Origin of the sequence: Actinomycetospora sp. (assembly GCF_036497245.1) — a bacterium.
Taxonomy (GTDB): Bacteria; Actinomycetota; Actinomycetes; order Mycobacteriales; family Pseudonocardiaceae; genus Actinomycetospora.
The window spans coordinates 1-16,942 of record NZ_DASXJS010000181.1 but is presented as its reverse complement, the minus strand read 5'-3'; the positions used below and the strand labels follow the sequence as shown (position 1 = coordinate 16,942).

At 74.0% G+C, this 16,942-nt stretch carries 15 protein-coding genes and 1 pseudogene; 8 read left to right on the top strand and 8 right to left on the bottom strand.

Features of this window, described 5'->3' with window-relative positions; all coding sequences use genetic code 11:
- Positions 1–1,763, top strand: a 1,763-nt coding sequence (katG, locus tag VGI02_RS19175) for a catalase/peroxidase HPI (protein WP_331629773.1), incomplete at its 5' end; no start/stop codon positions are given.
- A 51-nt stretch (positions 1,764–1,814) separates the two neighbouring features.
- On the opposite strand, the gene VGI02_RS19170 is transcribed toward katG, so the two are convergent.
- From VGI02_RS19170 to VGI02_RS19155, 4 genes are read right to left on the bottom strand one after another with little or no spacing between them, the layout of a single operon-like run.
- Entirely contained in the window at positions 1,815–2,606 is a 792-nt protein-coding gene (locus tag VGI02_RS19170; protein ID WP_331629771.1) for an MOSC domain-containing protein, read from the bottom strand.
- Between the two features lie 48 nt (positions 2,607–2,654).
- The gene (tsaA, locus tag VGI02_RS19165; protein WP_331629769.1) at positions 2,655–3,056 is read right to left on the bottom strand and encodes a tRNA (N6-threonylcarbamoyladenosine(37)-N6)-methyltransferase TrmO; all 402 of its coding nucleotides are present in this window, start codon (positions 3,054–3,056) and stop codon (positions 2,655–2,657) included.
- Positions 3,057–3,060: 4 nt separating this feature from the next.
- A complete protein-coding gene (locus VGI02_RS19160; RefSeq protein WP_331629766.1) occupies positions 3,061–3,435 on the bottom strand; it encodes a rhodanese-like domain-containing protein in 375 nt (124 codons plus the stop codon).
- The gene (locus VGI02_RS19155; protein ID WP_331629764.1) at positions 3,432–4,535 is read right to left on the bottom strand and encodes a flavin-containing monooxygenase; all 1,104 of its coding nucleotides are present in this window, start codon (positions 4,533–4,535) and stop codon (positions 3,432–3,434) included. Before VGI02_RS19155 ends, VGI02_RS19160 begins: the two co-directional genes overlap by 4 nt.
- A 21-nt stretch (positions 4,536–4,556) precedes the next feature.
- On the opposite strand from VGI02_RS19155, the gene VGI02_RS19150 reads away from it, so the two are divergent.
- Positions 4,557–5,333 carry an aldo/keto reductase gene (locus tag VGI02_RS19150; protein ID WP_331629762.1) on the top strand — a complete coding sequence of 259 codons (777 nt, stop codon included), beginning with the start codon at positions 4,557–4,559 and terminating at the stop codon, positions 5,331–5,333.
- On the opposite strand, the gene VGI02_RS19145 is transcribed toward VGI02_RS19150, so the two are convergent.
- Entirely contained in the window at positions 5,330–6,499 is a 1,170-nt protein-coding gene (locus VGI02_RS19145) for a cytochrome P450 (RefSeq protein ID WP_331629760.1), read from the bottom strand. The genes VGI02_RS19150 and VGI02_RS19145 overlap by 4 nt on opposite strands.
- A gap of 152 nt (positions 6,500–6,651) precedes the next feature.
- On the opposite strand from VGI02_RS19145, the gene VGI02_RS19140 reads away from it, so the two are divergent.
- Positions 6,652–7,548 carry a hypothetical protein gene (locus VGI02_RS19140; RefSeq protein ID WP_331629758.1) on the top strand — a complete coding sequence of 299 codons (897 nt, stop codon included), beginning with the start codon at positions 6,652–6,654 and terminating at the stop codon, positions 7,546–7,548.
- Between the two features lie 128 nt (positions 7,549–7,676).
- Positions 7,677–8,573 (top strand): phytanoyl-CoA dioxygenase family protein, encoded by an 897-nt coding sequence (locus VGI02_RS19135; RefSeq protein ID WP_331629756.1) that lies wholly within the window; start codon positions 7,677–7,679, stop codon positions 8,571–8,573.
- Positions 8,574–8,624: 51 nt separating this feature from the next.
- Here the strand turns inward: VGI02_RS19135 and VGI02_RS19130 are convergent, their stop codons facing one another.
- Positions 8,625–9,071, bottom strand: a complete 447-nt coding sequence (locus tag VGI02_RS19130) for a nuclear transport factor 2 family protein (protein ID WP_331629754.1) — start codon at positions 9,069–9,071, stop codon at positions 8,625–8,627.
- 182 nt (positions 9,072–9,253) lie between these two features.
- On the opposite strand from VGI02_RS19130, the gene VGI02_RS19125 reads away from it, so the two are divergent.
- The 3 genes and pseudogenes from VGI02_RS19125 to VGI02_RS19115 all read left to right on the top strand — a co-directional run bounded on the left by VGI02_RS19125 (position 9,254) and on the right by VGI02_RS19115 (position 15,144).
- Positions 9,254–12,685 (top strand): ATP-binding protein, encoded by a 3,432-nt coding sequence (locus VGI02_RS19125; RefSeq protein WP_331629752.1) that lies wholly within the window; start codon positions 9,254–9,256, stop codon positions 12,683–12,685.
- A 40-nt stretch (positions 12,686–12,725) separates the two neighbouring features.
- Entirely contained in the window at positions 12,726–14,303 is a 1,578-nt protein-coding gene (locus VGI02_RS19120; RefSeq protein WP_331629750.1) for a Na+/H+ antiporter, read from the top strand.
- 83 nt (positions 14,304–14,386) lie between these two features.
- A pseudogene (locus tag VGI02_RS19115) lies at positions 14,387–15,144 on the top strand (SDR family NAD(P)-dependent oxidoreductase).
- Between the two features lie 4 nt (positions 15,145–15,148).
- Here VGI02_RS19115 and VGI02_RS19110 read toward each other — a convergent pair.
- Positions 15,149–15,580, bottom strand: coding sequence for a MarR family winged helix-turn-helix transcriptional regulator (locus tag VGI02_RS19110; RefSeq protein WP_331629748.1), 432 nt, complete (start codon positions 15,578–15,580; stop codon positions 15,149–15,151).
- A gap of 375 nt (positions 15,581–15,955) precedes the next feature.
- Here VGI02_RS19110 and VGI02_RS19105 point away from each other — a divergent pair, with 375 nt between their 5' ends.
- Positions 15,956–16,270 carry a hypothetical protein gene (locus tag VGI02_RS19105; protein WP_331629746.1) on the top strand — a complete coding sequence of 105 codons (315 nt, stop codon included), beginning with the start codon at positions 15,956–15,958 and terminating at the stop codon, positions 16,268–16,270.
- Between the two features lie 17 nt (positions 16,271–16,287).
- Here the strand turns inward: VGI02_RS19105 and VGI02_RS19100 are convergent, their stop codons facing one another.
- Positions 16,288–16,692 (bottom strand): hypothetical protein, encoded by a 405-nt coding sequence (locus tag VGI02_RS19100; protein WP_331629744.1) that lies wholly within the window; start codon positions 16,690–16,692, stop codon positions 16,288–16,290.
- Positions 16,693–16,942 lie beyond the last annotated feature (250 nt).

Genomic DNA, 16,942 nt, shown 5'->3' with positions numbered 1-16,942 from the left:
TCAAGCAGAAGTATGGCCGCAAGCTGTCGTGGGCGGACCTCTATGTGCTGGTCGGCAACGTCGCCCTGGAGTCGATGGGCTTCAAGACGTTTGGCTTTGCCGGTGGCCGGGCGGACACCTGGGAGCCGGAAGAGCTGTACTGGGGTCCGGAAGGGACCTGGCTGGGCGACGAGCGCTATAGCGGCGAGCGGCAACTGCACACGGCGCTGGGCGCGGTGCAGATGGGGCTGATCTACGTCAACCCGGAGGGCCCGAACGGCGAGCCCGATCCGCTGCGGTCCGCGCGCGACATCCGGGAGACCTTCCGCCGGATGGCGATGAACGACGAGGAGACCGTCGCCCTCATCGCCGGCGGCCACACCTTCGGCAAGACCCACGGCGCGGCCGACCCCGACCAGTACGTGGGTCCGGAGCCCGAGGGTGCCTCCATCGAGGAGATGGGCCTGGGCTGGCGCCAGGGCTTCGGCAAGGGCCGGGGCCGCGACGCCATCACCTCCGGGCTCGAGGTCACCTGGACCTCGACGCCCGCGCAGTGGAGCAACGCCTACTTCGACAATCTGTTCGGCTACGAGTGGGAGCTCCACAAGTCGCCTGCGGGGGCGTGGCAGTACCGCCCGGTGAACGACGGCGGCGCCAACACGGTGCCCGACCCCGAGTCCGGTGAGCTGACCCGTCAGCCCACGATGCTCGTCACCGACGTGTCGCTGAAGGTCGACCCGGTCTACAAGGAGATCTCGCAGCGGTTCCACCAGAACCCCGGCGAGTTCGCGGACGCCTTCGCCCGCGCCTGGTTCAAGTTGACCCACCGCGACATGGGCCCGATCCAGCGCTACGTCGGCGACTGGGTGCCGCGGGAGACCCTGATCTGGCAGGACCCGGTGCCCGCGCACCAGGGCCCGCTCGTCACGCACGACGAGGTCGAGAACCTCGAGAAGACGGTCCTCGCCACGGGGCTTCCGCTGTCGGCGCTGGTCAAGGCGGCGTGGGCATCCGCGTCCACCTTCCGCATCGGCGACAAGCGGGGCGGCGCCAACGGCGCACGGGTCCGCCTGGACCCGCAGATCGACTGGGAGGTCAACGACCCGCAGGAGCTGCGGCGGGTGATCTCGACGCTCGAGGGCGTGCAGCGCGACTTCAACGCCTCCGGTACCCAGATCTCGCTGGCCGACCTGATCGTCCTCGCCGGCGGCGCGGCGATCGAGAAGGCGGCGGCCGACGGTGGGCACCAGATCGAGGTGCCGTTCACCCCGGGCCGTACCGACGCGGCCCAGGAGTGGACCGACGCCGACTCGTTCACCCACCTCGAGCCGAGTGCGGACGGGTTCCGCAACTACCTCGGCAAGGGCAACCAGCTCCCGGCCGAGTACGCGCTCGTGGACCGCGCCAACCTGTTGAACCTCTCCGCGCCGGAGCTGACCGTCCTGGTCGGCGGCCTGCGCGTGCTCGGGGCCAACGCCGGCGGCTCGACCCACGGCGTGCTCACCGAGCGCCCCGGGCAGCTCACGAACGACTTCTTCGTGAACCTGCTCGACGGGAACACGAACTGGGCGAAGGTGGCCGAGGAGGACGGGATCTACGAGGCCCGCGGCGCCGACGGCGAGGTGCGCTGGACCGGCACCCGCAACGACCTCGCGTTCGGGTCGAACTCCGAGCTCCGCGCGGTCTCGGAGATCTACGCCGAGAACGGGTCGGCACCGAAGTTCGTCCGTGACTTCGTGGCCGCGTGGGAGAAGGTCATGATGCTGGACCGGTACGACATCTAGCTGCGCTTCGCGCTCGTGAGCACTCACTGCGGCTATAGCGACCGTGAGTGCTCACGAGCCGGAGGCACCCAGGGTGACGACGTCTCCCCGGCGGACGGTGCCCGGCCGGACGACCTCCGCGTAGGCCCCCGCGCAGGGCAGTACCCCGAACCCCGGGACCTCGACCCGGTTGCCGGTCAGCAGTGGCCGCAGCGCGTCGGGGTTCCGGGGCAGGTCGCCGTGCTCGAGCGTCGGCACCGAGCACCGTGGCGTGGGCAGGGTCAGGCGGAGCACCACCTCGCCCACGGTCAGCTCGCGGCCGAGCCAGTCGTTCTCGGCGAACGGCGCCACGTCCGCGGAGATCACCAGGTTCGGGCGGTAGCGCAGCGCCTCGACGCCCAGGTGGTCGAGCGTCGCCGTCGTGATCAGGTGGACCGGCGAGTGATCGACGAACGTGTCGCCCGCGGTGCCCTGGGAGATCTCCAGCGTCGGCGCCTCGACCTCGGCCTCGACCCCCTGCGCGAGGACCTCCTCGGGGTCCGGGCGCTCCACCGACGACGCCGCGGGACGCTGCGCCCGGATCTCGACCGCCCGGCCGAGGTCGGCGGTGAGGGTCTCGACGAGGCGCGGGTCGTCGGCGTCGAGCGTGTCGCCGCCCGGCGTGGTGACGACGACCTGGTCGTCGTGGGCGGCCGCGCTGTACTGCAGGAGCCGCCGCCACAGCCGCGGGTGCTTGGCCGTGCACACGTAGCCCGTCGACGGATCCATCAGGGCCCGCCACCGATCCCGCTCCAGCCCCGTGGGCCCGACGACCGCCTGCTCGACCTGCTGGCCGAGCATCGACTTCACGGGATACCGGGTCACCGTCGACACCTGCATGGGCACCAACCTAGGGGTGCGCAGCGCGGCCACCTACCGCCGCGACGAGAGCGTCGGCTTGAGGTCGACGACGGGGGTGCCGTCGACCGCCTCGAGCGCGTCGACGTGGATGCGGGTGCCGTCGACGGCGAGGACGCGGACGGTGTGCAGACCGAGCGGGTTCGGCCGGGCGGGCGACCGGGTGCTGAAGACGCCGGTGGGCGGGCGCGACGGATCGCTGCGCGGATGCACCACCAGCACGTCCCGGTCGGACTCGTGCAGCCAGGTGATCACGACGAGCTCGTCGCCCGGCGCGATGTCCGCGGCCGCTTCGCGCAGCGCCGGGTCGAGCACGAGCCACGCGTCCGGGGCCCCCTCGTCGGCCTGCTTCGGTGCGTCGTCGAGGTCGGCCAGGGCGGACTCCACGTGCCCGATCGGGCGTAGCTCGAAGGTCATCGTGCTAGCCGTCCAGGGCCCCGGGAGAACCGTCGTCACGCACGAGTGCCCCACCGTCCTCGGACCAGGCGCGCAGCCCGCCGGCCAGGCTCGCGGCCTCGACGCCCGCCTCGGCCAGCGCCGCGGCCGCCCGCCCGCCGCGCCCACCGCCCCGGCAGGTCGTGACGACGGACCGTCCGGCGAACTCGGCCGGGTCGAGCGAGGAGAGCGGGCGGTGCAGCGCTCCGGGCGCGTGTCCGTCCGCCCACTCCTCGGCCTCGCGCACGTCGACCAGCACGGCCTCGCCTGCGTCGAGCCGGCGCCGGGCCTCGCCGGCCGGGATCTCGGTGGGTGGCGTCTCGCTGGGTGGCGTCTCGCTGGGTGGCGTCTCGCTGGTCATGGGGCCAGTGTCCCGACGACGGCGGCGACCTGCTCCTGGAGGTCGAGGCCCGGGAGCCGTCCGGGCCGCGCGACCACCGTGAACAGGCTCGGGTGCGCCTCGATGCCCTCCCACGCCGGCGGTCCGGCGTCGAACTCGTCGGCGACGACGAGCACGTCGAGCGCGACGACGCTGCCGTCGGTCAGCTCGAGGCCCTCGGCCCGCACCCGTGCCACCTCGCCGAGGGCGACCAGGCCGACGTCGCCCCGCGAGAACAGCTCCAGCCAGCCGGAGTCCAGCACGACCCGGCCCGGGTCGCCGTCGGGGACCAGCTGCTCCGCGAGCCGCCGGTCGCCGCCCAGCCGCAGGCGCATCGCGTCCCGGTCGGGCACCGGCGCGGCGCCGGGCGGGGGCGCGTCGCGCAGCTCGGCGAACCGCGCCTTGTAGGCGTCGCGCTCCTGCCAGCCGTAGACCGGGTTGGAGCGCGGCGCGACGTCGCGGGGGTCGTCGGCCACGACGGTCAGGTGCGCCACCCGGTCGGCGATCGTCGGCGCGAGCTGGACCGTCGCGGTCGTCGTGCCGACGATCCCGACCCGCTGTCGGAACAGGTCGTGCCCGTCCTCCGGCCACGCCGCGGTGCGCACGACGAGGCCCGCGAACGCGCTGACGTCGAGGTCCGGCTCGACCGGCGTCCGCCCGGTGCACGCGACGAGGTGCCGGGCGCGGACCGTCTCGCCCCGGTCGGTCCGCAGGGTCCAGCCTGCCTCGCCGTGCTGCCCGGAATCGGTGTGCACCGCCTCGACGACCCGCGTCGAGAGCCGGATGTCGCGGCGCAGGTCGAGCCGGTCGGCGACGAAGCGCAGCCACCGCTGGACCTCGTAGCCGGCGGGGAAGCGCTCGCTCCAGCCCCAGTCGCGGTAGAGCTGCTCGGAGAAGAAGTACTGGTAGAGGTGGCATTCGGTGTCGAGGTGGGAGCCCGGGAAGGCATGCCACCACCACGTGCCCCCGACGTTGCCCGCATCGTCGTAGGCGCGCACCCGCAGGCCCCGCTCGCGCAGCAGGTGCAGCGCGGCCAGCCCGGCGAACCCGGCGCCGATCACCGCTACGTCGACGTCGGTCATCATCGGATTCTGATGGATGACATGCCGCGAGTGACACTGAACGACGGCCATGCGATCCCGCAGTTCGGGCTCGGCGTCTACCACGTGCCCCCGGAGGACACCGCCGACATCGTGCGCACGGCACTGGAGCTGGGCTACCGCCATGTGGACACCGCCCAGGGCTACGGCAACGAGGCGGGGGTCGGGCAGGGTCTGCGCGACGCCGGCGTCGCGCGCGAGGACGTCTGGATCACCACGAAGCTCGACGACGAGGCGCACGGCTACGACGCGGCACGGGCCGCCCTCGACGAGAGCCTGCGCCGGCTGGGCACCGACCACGTGGATCTCTTCCTCGTCCACCGGCCCGGCGAGCAGGACGTGGAGACCTGGCGCGCCTTCGAGGCGCTGCGCGAGGACGGGCGGGTGCGCTCGGTCGGGCTCTCGAACTTCGGCCGCCGCGGGATCGAGCGGCTGGTCGAACGGACCGGGCTCGTGCCCGCGGTCAACCAGATCCGGGTCAACCCGCGCACCCCGCACCGGGGCTTGCAGCGCTACCACCGTCGGCGGGGCATCACGACCGAGTCGTGGGGGCCGTTGCGCGAAGGGCGGCTGGTCGGCCACCCCACCGCGCGGCGGGTCGCCGCGCGGGTGGGCCGCACGCCGGCGCAGGTGATCCTGCGCTGGCACCTGCAGCGCGGGATCGTCGTCTTCCCGAAGTCGGCCGACCCCGCGCGCCTGGCGGAGAACATCGGGATCACCGACTTCGTGCTCTCCCGCCGCGACATGGCCGCGATCGACCTGGTGCGCCGCCGCCCCTAGCGGACCGTCACCTCCAGGCGCTCCAGCCCGCGCAGCCCGTTGTTCAGCAGCGGGCGGCTGTCGGTGACCTCGAAGCGCTCGACCCGGTCGGCGAGTCGCTCGAGCAGGGCGGACATCTCCAACCGAGCGAGGTGCATGCCGACGCACACGTGCTCGCCGCGACCGAAGGCGAGGTGGTCCGATGGCCGGCGGGTGACGTCGAAGCGATCCGGGTCCGGGTACTTGCGCCCGTCGCGGTTGGCCGAGCCGTAGAGCAGCGCGACCCGGCTCCCGGCGGGCAGCGGCACCCCGTCGATCTCGTGGTCCTCGGTGAGCACCCGCGTGAACTGCGGGACCGAGGTCTCCATCCGGAGCGACTCGTTGATCGCGTGCGGGATGAGCGAGCGGTCCGCGCGCACCAGATCCCACTGGTCGGGGTGCGCCGCGAAGAGCGCGATCATCGCGGTGATGCCGAGGATCGTGGTGTCGAGGCTCGGGGTGACGTAGTCGAGCATCATGACGGGGCACTTCTCGCGGGGCAGCTCGCCGCGGTCGGCCGCCTGGTAGAGGTGCGCGGCCCAGCCGTCGGGGTCGATGTTGCCGGGGACCGCCTCGTTCTGGGCGAAGCCGAGGAACTCCTCGACCTGCGGCATCGCGTCGTGGAAGCGCTGGTTGGCCGGGCCCTGGACGTCCCAGATCGCGGCCGCCCACTCGAGCATCTTGCCGCGGTGGCCCTCGCCGAGACCGACGAGCTTGGAGACCACCGTCGACGGCAGGTGCTCGGCCAGCTCCGTCGCGACGTCGAAGCGGCCCTGCGCCACGAGCTTTCCGACGATGCGGTCGGCCTCCTCCTCGATCGTCGGCGCGATGTCGCGCATCCGGTCGGGGCGCAGGGGCCGGCCGAGGACCGAGCGCATCATCGTGTGGTCCGGCGGGTCACTGCACAGCGTGATGCCCTCGAGCTGGGCGTTCAGCGTCTCGTCGACGAAGACGCTCTTCGCCGAGGAGAAGGTCTTCCAGTCCATGAGGGCCGCCCGCACGTCCGCGTACCGCGGCAGCGCGTAGTGGCCGTGGCGCGACATCTCGACGACGGGCCCGAGGTCGCGCAGCGTCTCGTAGATCGGGTACGGGTCGATGCGCGCCTCGTCGGCGAACAGGTCGACGTCGCTGACCGGGATGTCCGGCACGTGTCCTCCCGCGGTGGTGGTCGGGAACCCATCCTGCGCCGCCGGACGGGATTCATCACCATTGCCGGGCCTCCTCGTTGGTCCCGGCGTCGGCGCCCGACCGGCACGCAGGGTGCGATGGCGGGCGAGCACGGTTCTCGGAGGATCCCGCGATGGTGTCTGTTGCCCGTCTCGTCACCACGGCCGCCGTCGCGGGCGGTCTGCTCGTCGGAACGGTCGCCCTGGGCGAGGGGGTCGCGTCGGCGGCTCCCGCGCCGTCGCGGGTGGTGCCGGCCTCCTGCGGCCAGACGGTGACGGCGATGTCGGGCGACACCGTGCGGGTGAAGCCGCGGGTGGGCGTGCCCCAGGACTACACGATGAGCGGTTCGCCGGGGACGGCGACACGGATCCCGTCGTCGATGCAACGGCCGGGGTGCGAGGTGGACGTCCAGATGGCGGGGCCCGCCACAGCGGCTGCGCCGGTGGCGGCGCCCATGGTCGCGGCTCCGATGGCGGCCCCCGGGACCGCTCCGATCGCCGGGGCGCCCGCGGCCGCGCCGGGTGCCGCCGGGGCTCCGGTGGCGGCGGCCCCGCGCGCCGCCCTCCCCGCTCCGGCGGCGCGCGGCGCCGCCGCGGCCCCGGGCGGACGCTCGGCGGCCCGGACGGCGCCGGGTTCGCGTGCGGCCACCCCCTCGGCGGCGGGCGACCTCCTGGCGGCCCCCGCTCCTGCGGCCCTGGTGCCCGCGGCCCCGGGCCTCGGCGCTCCCGTCGCCGCGCCCCTGCCCGCCGCGCCGGACGCCCAGGTGGTCCCGACCGGCAACGCCTCGGCCCTGCCGCCCGCGGACGACTCGCACGGTCTGGGTGTGCCGGTGCTGATCGCGCTGATCGCCGGAGCCGGGGTCGCGGCGTTCGGGGTGCGGATGCTGATGCTGCGCCGCGGGAACGCGGCCGATCTCGCCGCACCGCGGCACGACGACGCGTCGGCGCCCGTTCCCGCCGAGGACCCGGCCGAGCGGACCGTCGTGGTCGATCCGGCCGAGGCGCGCACCGTCGTCGGCTCCTGGAGGTAGCGGCACGGGGCGCCAGCGTCCCGACCTGCTCTCGATCTCGGCTGCTCCCTTGAGGAGCCGAGGACGGGCGACCTACCGTGCCGGGAGGACCACTCGCGGTAGTGGTCACCACCACGAGGAGGTCGGCCGTGCTCATCGAGGAGATCCGGCAGACGCCACCCAAGGTCATCACCGAGGCGCAGCGGGAGTCGTACTGGGAGAACGGCTACCTGCTCCTCGAGAGGATCATCCCCGACGAGTGGCTGGACCGGCTCCGGGCCGCCACCGAGGAGATGGTCGACCGGAGCCGGTCGCTGGCCGCGTCGGACGCGGTGTTCGATCTCGAGCCGAACCACACTGCCGACGAGCCGCGGCTGCGCCGGGTCAGCAGCCCGGTCGACCAGCATCCGGACTACTGGGCCTATGCGCGTGACTCCCTGCTGGGGGACATCGCCGCCGACCTCGTCGGGCCCGACGTCAAGTTCCACCACTCCAAGCTCAACTTCAAGTGGGCCCGGGGCGGCGCCGAGGTCAAGTGGCACCAGGACATCCAGTACTGGCCGCACACGAACTACAGCCCGCTCACCTTCGGGACCTACCTGTACGACTGCGGGATGGAGCAGGGCCCGCTCGGTGTGCTGCCGGGCAGCCACGACGGACCGCTGTACGACCTCTACGGTGACGACGGCGCCTGGGCCGGTGCCCTGTCCGCGCGTGATGCGGCGTCCCTCGACGTCGGGCGGACCGAGTACCTGGCCGGCCCGGCCGGGTCGGTGACCATCCACAACTGCCGCACCGCGCACCATTCGGCGGCCAACGAGTCGCCGATCGGTCGCCCGCTCCTGCTCAACGTGTACTCGGCCGCCGACGCGCACACCTACACCTTCAACCCCCTCGGCTCGAGCCACGCGGAGGAGATGGTGCGGGGCGCCCCGGCGAAGTGGGCCCACCACGACCCCCGCCCGTGCCTGGTGCCGCCGGACTGGTCGGGCGGCTATACCGGCCTGTTCGCGCTCCAGCAGGGTGCGGCGCCGACCTCGATGTGACCGGGTCCTCGAAGTCCGGAGACCGGGGCAGCCGCGGCCAGGGGCGGGTCCTCACGACCGTCCCGCCGTGGTGTCCTCGCCCCGGGTCGCGGCGAGCAGCTTGGCGGTGTCCAGGAAGTGGCGGATCGCGAGGATCTTGCCCTCGCCGTCGAACGTCCACAGGTGCAGCTGCTCGTCGCGGTAGCGGCCGCCGCTGGGGAGCGTGTACGCGAGCGCGACCCGGGCGACGGCGCGGTCGCCGTCGGCGATGACGTCGCGGACGTCGAGCTGGCTGAACGTGCAGGCGCCCATGGCCTCGAAGAAGCCGCCGAGCTGGTCGCGGCCGTGGAACGGCTTGTAGTGCGCAGGCCCGCCCGCGCGCTGGGCGTAGTTGTCCTCCCAGTCGGACTCCCAGCGCACGTTCTCGGCCATGAGCCCCATGAGGGTGTCGACGTCGCCCGCCCCGAAGGCCTGGTAGACGGTGGCGACGGTGGTGGCGTTGTCGGTGACGGCGGTCATGGCCGGTCTCCTCGGAAGTCGTGGTCCCGCTGATCGGGACCGCTCGGCGACGACTGTCCCGCCGGCCGGTAGCGTGCCGGGTCACCGCAGAGTCACCGGTCGAAGTGACTACTGACCCGTCGGGGTGAGCGTGGGACGCTCGTCGTGTCGGTGAGTGGCCGGCTGCGACCGGGGGGCGGCGCATGGAGTTCCGGGTGCTCGGCCCGTTGGAGGCCGTGGACGAGGCGGGGCGTCCGGTGGAACTGGGGGGCGCGCGTGAACGCGCGCTGCTCGCCGTCCTGCTGCTGGCGCCGGACTCCGTCGTGCCCGCCGCGCGCCTCGCCGGGGAGCTCTGGGGCGAGCGGATGCCCGAGGGCTGGCAGCACGCCCTGCGGGTCCACGTGTCGCGGCTGCGCCGGGCCCTGCGCGGGTGCGGCGCCGACGGGCTGCTCGTGACCCGGGCGCCGGGCTATCTCATGGCGGTCGACGCGGACGCGGTCGACGCACGGCGGTTCTGCGGACTCGTGGCCCGCGGCCGCGCGGAGTCCGCGTCCGACCCGGCGAAGGCGGCCCGGACGTTCCGCATCGCCCTGGACCTGTGGCGGGGGCCCCTGCTCGGCGACGCTCTGGACTCGCCGGTGATCCGCTCCGAGGCGGCGCGGCTCGAGGAGGACCGGCTCGGCGCCCTCGAGGAGCGCATCGAGGCCGATCTCGCGTGCGGGCGCCACGGCGAGCTGGTCGGCGAGCTCGACGGGCTGGTCCGGGCGCACCCGGTGCGCGAGCGGCTGCGGGCGCAGCAGATGACCGCGCTCTACCAGTCCGGCCGGCAGGCCGACGCGCTGCGCGCCTACGACGACCTGCGCCACCACCTCGGCGAGGAGCTCGGCATCGACCCGAGCGCCGCCCTGGCCCGCCTGCACGGCGCCGTGCTGCGCCAGGACCCCGCCCTCGACCCGAGCCCGGTCGCGGCACCCGTCGGCGGGCCCGTCGCCGGGCCCGTGGCGGGGCGACCCGTCGTCCTGCGCCGCGCCCCGGCCGTGGCCCTGCTCGCCGAGCGGGGCGGCGCGTTCGTCGGGCGTGGTGGCGAGCTGTCGCGGCTCGAGGCGGTCTGGGACGCGGCCGGAGCGTTCGGGGCCCGCCTGGTCCTGCTGGCGGGGGAGCCCGGGGTGGGCAAGACCCGGCTCGCCGCCGAGCTCGCCGACCGCGCCGCCCGAGAGGCGCCGGTGCTCGCCGGCCGGTGCGACGAGGACCTCGGCGTGCCGTACCAGCCGTTCGTGGAAGCGCTGCGCGACCACGTCGCACGGGGCACGCCGGAGTCGCTGCGCACCGCGCTCGGGCGCAGGCCCGGTGAGCTGGCCCGGCTGGTCCCCGAGATCGCCGAGCTGCTGGGAGACCTCGAGCCGCCGCTGCGGGCCGACCCGGAGACCGAACGGCACCGCCTGTTCGAGGCCGTCGCGTCCTGGCTGGCGGCGGCGGGGGAGGGCTCCCGGGTGCTGCTCCTGCTCGACGACCTGCACTGGGCCGCCCGCCCGACCCTGCAGCTGCTGCGTCACGTGACCCGGTCGCCGCTGACGACCGGCCTCGTCGTCGTCGCGACCTACCGCGACACCGAGACCGGCCGGGGCCATCCGTTGACCGCCCTGCTGGCCGACCTGCGCCGGCAGCCGGGCGTGGAGCGGATGCACCTGGACGGGCTGGGCGAGTCCGCCGTGGCCGAGCTGCTGCACGGCGCGGCCCCCGGCGACTCGCCCGTCGACGCGGCCCTGGCGCGGGCGATCCACGCCGAGACCGAGGGTGTGCCGTTCTTCGTCCTGGAGGTGCTGCGCCACCTGATCGAGACCGGGACGCTGCGCAGCCCCGACGCGCGGAGCCACCTCGAGGAGGTCGGGCTGCCCGAGGGGGTGCGCGAGGTGATGGGCCGGCGCCTATCCCGGCTCGACGGGGCCACCGTGGAGGTGCTGCGGATCGCCGCCGTCGTCGGTGCGGAGTTCGACCCGGCGGTCGTGCGCGCGGCGGGCGGGTTCGACGAGGACACCGTGCTCGACGCCCTCGAGGAGGCGGGCGAGGCGCGCCTGATCGTCGAGGTCGGGGGGTGGACGCCGCGCTACCGGTTCGCTCACGCGCTGGTGCGCGCCACCGTGCTCGACGCACTGACCGCGGCCCGGCTCGCCGCCTGGCACCGACGCGTCGCCGTGGCGATCGAGGAGCAGCACCCCACCGCGGGTGCCGACCACCTCGCCGCGCTCGCCGCCCACTGGTCCCGCGCGGGCGGCGGCGCCGTCGAGCGCGGCAAGGCGCGGGCGTACGCGGTGGCGGCGGGCGAGCGGGCGGCCGCCCAGCTCGCGCACGACGAGGCGGTCACGTGGCTGCGGCAGGCGGTCGACCTGCTCGAGCCGGGCGACGATCCGTCGCGGGTCGGGCTGCTCATCGCCCTCGGGGAGGCCGAACGCCGCGCCGGCGACGTCGCCCACCGCCAGACCCTGCTCGCCGCGGCCGGTCACGCCCGCGCGCTCGGCGACACCGAGGGCCTCGCGCGGGCCGCGATCGCGAACAGCCCCGGCAGCAAGCCGTCGGTCTTCGGCATCACCGACCGCGAACGGGTCGCCGTCCTCGAGGCGGCCGTGGACGCCGTCGGGCCCGCCGACTCGCCGACCCGCGCCCGCCTGCTCGCCGTCCTGGCGCTCGAGCTCTTCCACACCGGCGACCGCGCGCGGCGTCTCGCCCTGTCCGACGAGTCGCTGGCGATCGCGCGGCGGCTCGACCGGCCCGCCGTGCTCGCCGACGTCCTCGTGGCCCGGCCCTTCGCGATCGGCGGGCCCGACACCCTGGCGACCCGGCTCGCCGAGACCGGCGAGCTGGTGGAGCTCGCCCGCCGCCTCGGCGACCCGGTGGCGGTGCACCGCGCGTGGTGGACGCGGTTCCGGGTCGCCGTCGAGGTCGGCGACGCCGTCGAGGCCGACCGGTGCCTCGACGCCGAGGAGGATCTCCTCGCCGAGGTCGGCCAACCCACGCTGGAGTGGATGACCGGGCTGCAACGGGTGGCCCGGGCGCTGCGACGCGGCGATCCCGACGCCGAGGGTCTGCTGGAGCGCGTCGCCGCCGCCGGCCGCGCCACCGGTCAGCCCGACGCCCGGCTCTACCACGCGATCCAGCTCTTCCAGCTCCGTCGCGACCAGGGCCGGGTCGCCGAGGCGGAGGACGTGGTGCGCCAGGTCGTGGCCGGTTCGCCCGAGCTGCCCTCCATCCACGCCGCGCTCGCCGTGCTCTGCGCCGAGAGCGGGCGGCCCGACGAGGCGGCGGCGATCATCGAGGCGCTCGCCCCGCCCGACCTCGGCGACCTCACCGTCGAGGCCAGCACGATGGTGACGTGGGTGCTCTGTGCCGACGTCGCGGTCGACCTCGGTGACCGCCGCCGCGCCGAGCAGCTCGCCCGGGTGCTCGCCCCGTACCCGGAGCAGATCGCGGTGTGGGCGGTCGGGCTCGGCATCGGCTCGGTGGCCTCCCGGCTGGGCCGCCTCGCGGGCCTGATGGGCGACCCGGATTCCGCCCGCGCCCACCTGGACCGTGCGCGCGACATCGAGGAGCGGGCCCAGGCTCCGACCTGGCTCGCCCGCACCGGGGCCGCGGGGCCTTAGGCTCGGACGTCGGCCGGTGTCCGCGGAGGAGAGGTTCTGTGTGAACGAATCGCTCGGGATTCTCCTGGCGGTCCTCGTCGGGTCTCTCGCGGTGACCGTGCTGGCGCGCAAGGCGGGTGTCTCCCCGCCCCTCGCGCTCGTCGTCGTGTTCCTCGGAGTCTCGTTCGTCCCCGGGATGCCCGAGGTGCGGCTCGACCCCGACCTGGTGCTCCCGCTGGTCCTGGCGCCGCTGCTCTACTCCGCGAGCCTGCAGAGCTCCCCGCGCCGGTTGCGCGAGAACCTGCGGCCGATCGGGCTGCTGGCCGTCGGGCTGGTGCTGTTCACCGCGTTCGTCGTGGGCATCGTGGCCTGGTGGTTCCTGCCCGGGCTGCCGCTGGTCAGCGCCCTCATCCTCGGCGCGATCGTGGCCCCACCGGACGCGGTCGCTGCCGCGTCCATCGGTCGTCGGCTCGGCCTGCAGCGGCGCGTCATGGCGATCCTCGAGGGCGAGAGCCTGCTCAACGACGCCACCGCGCTGACCCTCCTGCGGATCATGCTCGCGGCCGCCGGGGTCGGGGCGGCGACGCCGAGCGTGCTGGGCGGGCTCGGCGAGTTCGTGCTGACCGCCGCGGGTGGGGTCGTCGTCGGCGCGGTGATCGGCTGGCTCGTGCACCGCATCCGGCTCAAGCTCAACGACGCGGTGATGGAGAGTGCCCTCGGGCTCGTCATCCCCTTCGCGACCTACGTGCTCGCCGAGGACTTCACGGGTCCCGTCCACGCGTCCGGGGTGCTCGCCGTCGTGGTCGCGGGCCTCTACCTCGGCCACAAGTCCAGTGAGAGCGGCTTCGCCTCGCGGTTGCAGGACCAGGCGGTGTGGGCCGGGCTCGACACCGTCCTCGAGGCGTTCGTCTTCGCGCTCATCGGGCTGCAGCTCGTGGTGGTGGTGAACGAGCTGCGCTCCGGGCTCGGCACCGTGTTCCTGGCGGGGCTCGCCGTGCTCCTCGCGACGGTGCTCGCCCGCATCGTCTGGGTGTTCCCCACGACCTACCTCACGCGGCTGGTTCCCCGGGTGCGCCAGCGGGAGCAGCGGCTCCCCTGGCGGGTGCCCGCGGTGATCTCGTGGTCGGGCATGCGGGGCGTCGTGACGCTCGCGGCAGCGTTCGCCGTGCCCGACGAGGTGGCCGGCCGGGACGTGATCATCTTCCTGGCCTTCGTGGTGACCGTCGGGACGCTGCTGCTCCACGGGCTGACCCTGCCCTGGCTCATCCGGCGGCTCCGGGTCTACGACACCGGGGCCCAGCACGACGCGCTCGAGGAGGCGGCCGCGAAGCAGGCCGCCGCGGAGGCCGCGATGCACCGGCTCGACGAGGTGGCCGAGGACGGCACCCCGGAGCACATCACCACCCAGCTGCGCTCGTGGGCCGAACAGCGGGCCAACGGCGCGTGGGAGCGCCTGGGACGGCCTCTCGAAGAGATCGGGGAGGCGCCGACCGTCGCGTTCTCCCGGCTGCGCCGCGAGATGCTCGCCGCAGAGCGGGAGACGTTCGTGCGCTTCCGCGACCAGGGCAGGCTCGAGGACGGCGTGTTCGTGGAGATGCTCCGCGAGATCGACCACGAAGAGGCGATGCTCGACCGGTAGCGGCGCTGCCGGGCGATCCCCGTCGCCTGCGCGGATTCGTGGACGGTGCGGTGACGGCGGCCGACGACGACGGGAGGCGACACATGCCCGACGAGGTGGTGGCACGGGACCGTGGCCGGGTGGTCCTCGTGACCGGTGGCAGCCGCGGGATGGGCCGGGAGATGGTCCGGGCGTTCGCGGCGGACGGGGACCACGTGGTGATCGCCAGCCGGAAGGGCGACGCGTGCACCGCGCTCGCCGCCGAGATCGAGGCCGAGCACGACGTCCGGGCGCTGCCGGTGGCCTGCAACGTCTCCCGCTGGGCGGACTGCGACGCGCTGGTCGAGGCGGCGTACGCGGAGTTCGGGCGGGTCGACGTCCTGGTCAACAACGCCGGCCTCTCGCCGCTCTACCCGTCTCTCGACGCGGTGTCGGAGGAGCTGTTCGACAAGGTCGTCGGGGTCAACCTGAAGGGCCCGTTCCGGCTGTCGGCCTCGATCGGGCGCCGGATGGCCGCGGACCGGGGCGGGGCGATCGTGAACATCAGCTCGGTCGCCGCAATTCGTCCGGGACCGGAGGAGTTGCCCTACGCCGCCGCCAAGGCCGGGCTCAACGCGCTCACCGAGGGACTGGCGCGCGCGTTCGGTCCGACGGTGCGGGTCAACGCGGTACAGGCCGGGCCGTTCCGCACCGACATCGCGGCCGCCTGGACCCGGAGACGGTCGAGCGGTTCGAGCGGACGCTGGCGTTAGGTCGCTGCGGTGAGCCCGAGGAGATCGTCGGGGCGGTGCGGTACCTCGCCTCTTCTGACGCGTCGTTCTGCACCGGAGCGATCCTGCGCCTCGACGGCGGGGCGCCCTGATCGTTCAGAGGTCGCCGGCCAGGTCGGTGAGCTTCGCCATCAGGGAGAGCGCGAGCGCCCGTTCCCGGCGCGTCAGGGAGTCGTAGGTTCGGCGCTGACGCTCGCGGAGACGCCGCTGCTCGTGGTCCAGCGCCGCACGCCCGGTGTCGGTGAGATCGATCTCCACCACGCGCTCGCTGTGCGCGGCGCGGCGCCGCGCCACCATGCCGCGGCGCTCGAGGCCCTGCAGCATGCGGGTCGCGGTCGGCACGGCGACGCCCGCCAGCGTCGCGAGCCTGCCGACCGGGACGGGGGCGTGGTCCGCGAGCGGCTCCATCAGCCGGGCCTGCGACGACGAGAGTCCCTCGGCGGCCGCGATCCGGCCGCGGGTGCTCCGCACCGTCGCGAAGAGGGTGTCGCTCGCCTGCGCGAACGCGTCGAAGTCGGTGTCCGGCATGGAGCCCCTCCGTGGTGTCCGCGATAGCTTAGCGTGCTAAATGTTGCGATGGATTCGACGAGTCGTTGCTCCGCCGGCGATTCAGTTAGCACGCTAACTGTCTACGCAGCACATGTCCCGAGGGTCGACCACCAAACGGTGCTGATCGACAGCCCAGGGCCCACGGCCCGGGCCGAGCGGACGGAGTTCCTCGAGTTCCTGCCGTCGGATGGCGGACACCATCCCGACCGGACGCTTCGAGGTCATCACCCACACCGGACACGTCAGGATCTCCTGAGCCTGACCGACCCAGTCGGCTGCGCCTCCTGCCGGTCCTCCTGAGCCAGGCGCACCAACTTTCGATCCGGAACCCATGGTCGGTGCGGATGCCCGAGCATGACCGCAACGTCACCTACTGGCCCGGACCCGCTGGCCGCCCTGCCGTTGCTCGCGGAGGCAGGCGTCAGCGTCTACTGGCAGCAGCTCGACGGCCGGACCGCCTGGGTCGCCGACGCGGACACGCGCGAGGTGTGGATCTCCCGTGCGATCCCGCGGAGCGCGGTACTGCGCTCGCTGATCGATGCGCTGGAGTTCCTCGACCAGGGAGCCCCGGCGGAGACGGGCGGCCCTCGGTTGGTGCACTCCACGGACAGGATCGAGGAGCCGTCGGTCGGGGGGCCGCCGGCTCTGGGCGTGGTCCGCGACGGGTGAGCCCGGCCCTCGTCGACTCAGCTCGCTGAGTCGGCGGCCGCGAGGTCGAGCACGAGCGCCGTCCGTATCGGCACGCCGTCGATCTCCCGTGGCAGGAAGAGTGTCTCCGGGTCGGTGGTGGCGACGACGAGGCCGTCGACGGCCGGGTGCTCGGCGTGGCGACGCAGCCGATACGCCACGGAGTCGGTCACCCCGTCCAGCGCCAGCACGACACCGATCGAGGCCTCGACGCGTGGGAACGGCTCGGCGACGAGCAACGACAACCGCTCCCGGGCGTCGAGCGGGAAGTTGGTGAGCGTCACCAGGCCCGCTCCGGCGAGCAGCACGGCGATCATGCCGAGGACCGACGCCGGGTCGAGGTGGGTGAAGGTGGCTCCCTCGATGAGGTCGACGACCCGTTGAGCCAGCGGTTCCACGTGCACGTCCGTCACCACCGTCCGCCGGCTCGGGCCGGCCTCCCCGCGGCCGCGCCCTGCCACGAGTATCGCGCGGCGTCGCCCGCAGGGCGAGCCCCTCGACGGCCGAACGTGCCGGTCGTGATCACCATGCGTCGGGCTGGAGTTCGCGTCACGGTCCGGCTCGGCTGGTGTAGGTGTGTCCGGTCGGGGTGGTGGTGCGGACGGTGTGGGGTTGGTCGCCGAGTCCGTCGTGGACGGTGTGGATCTGCCAGCC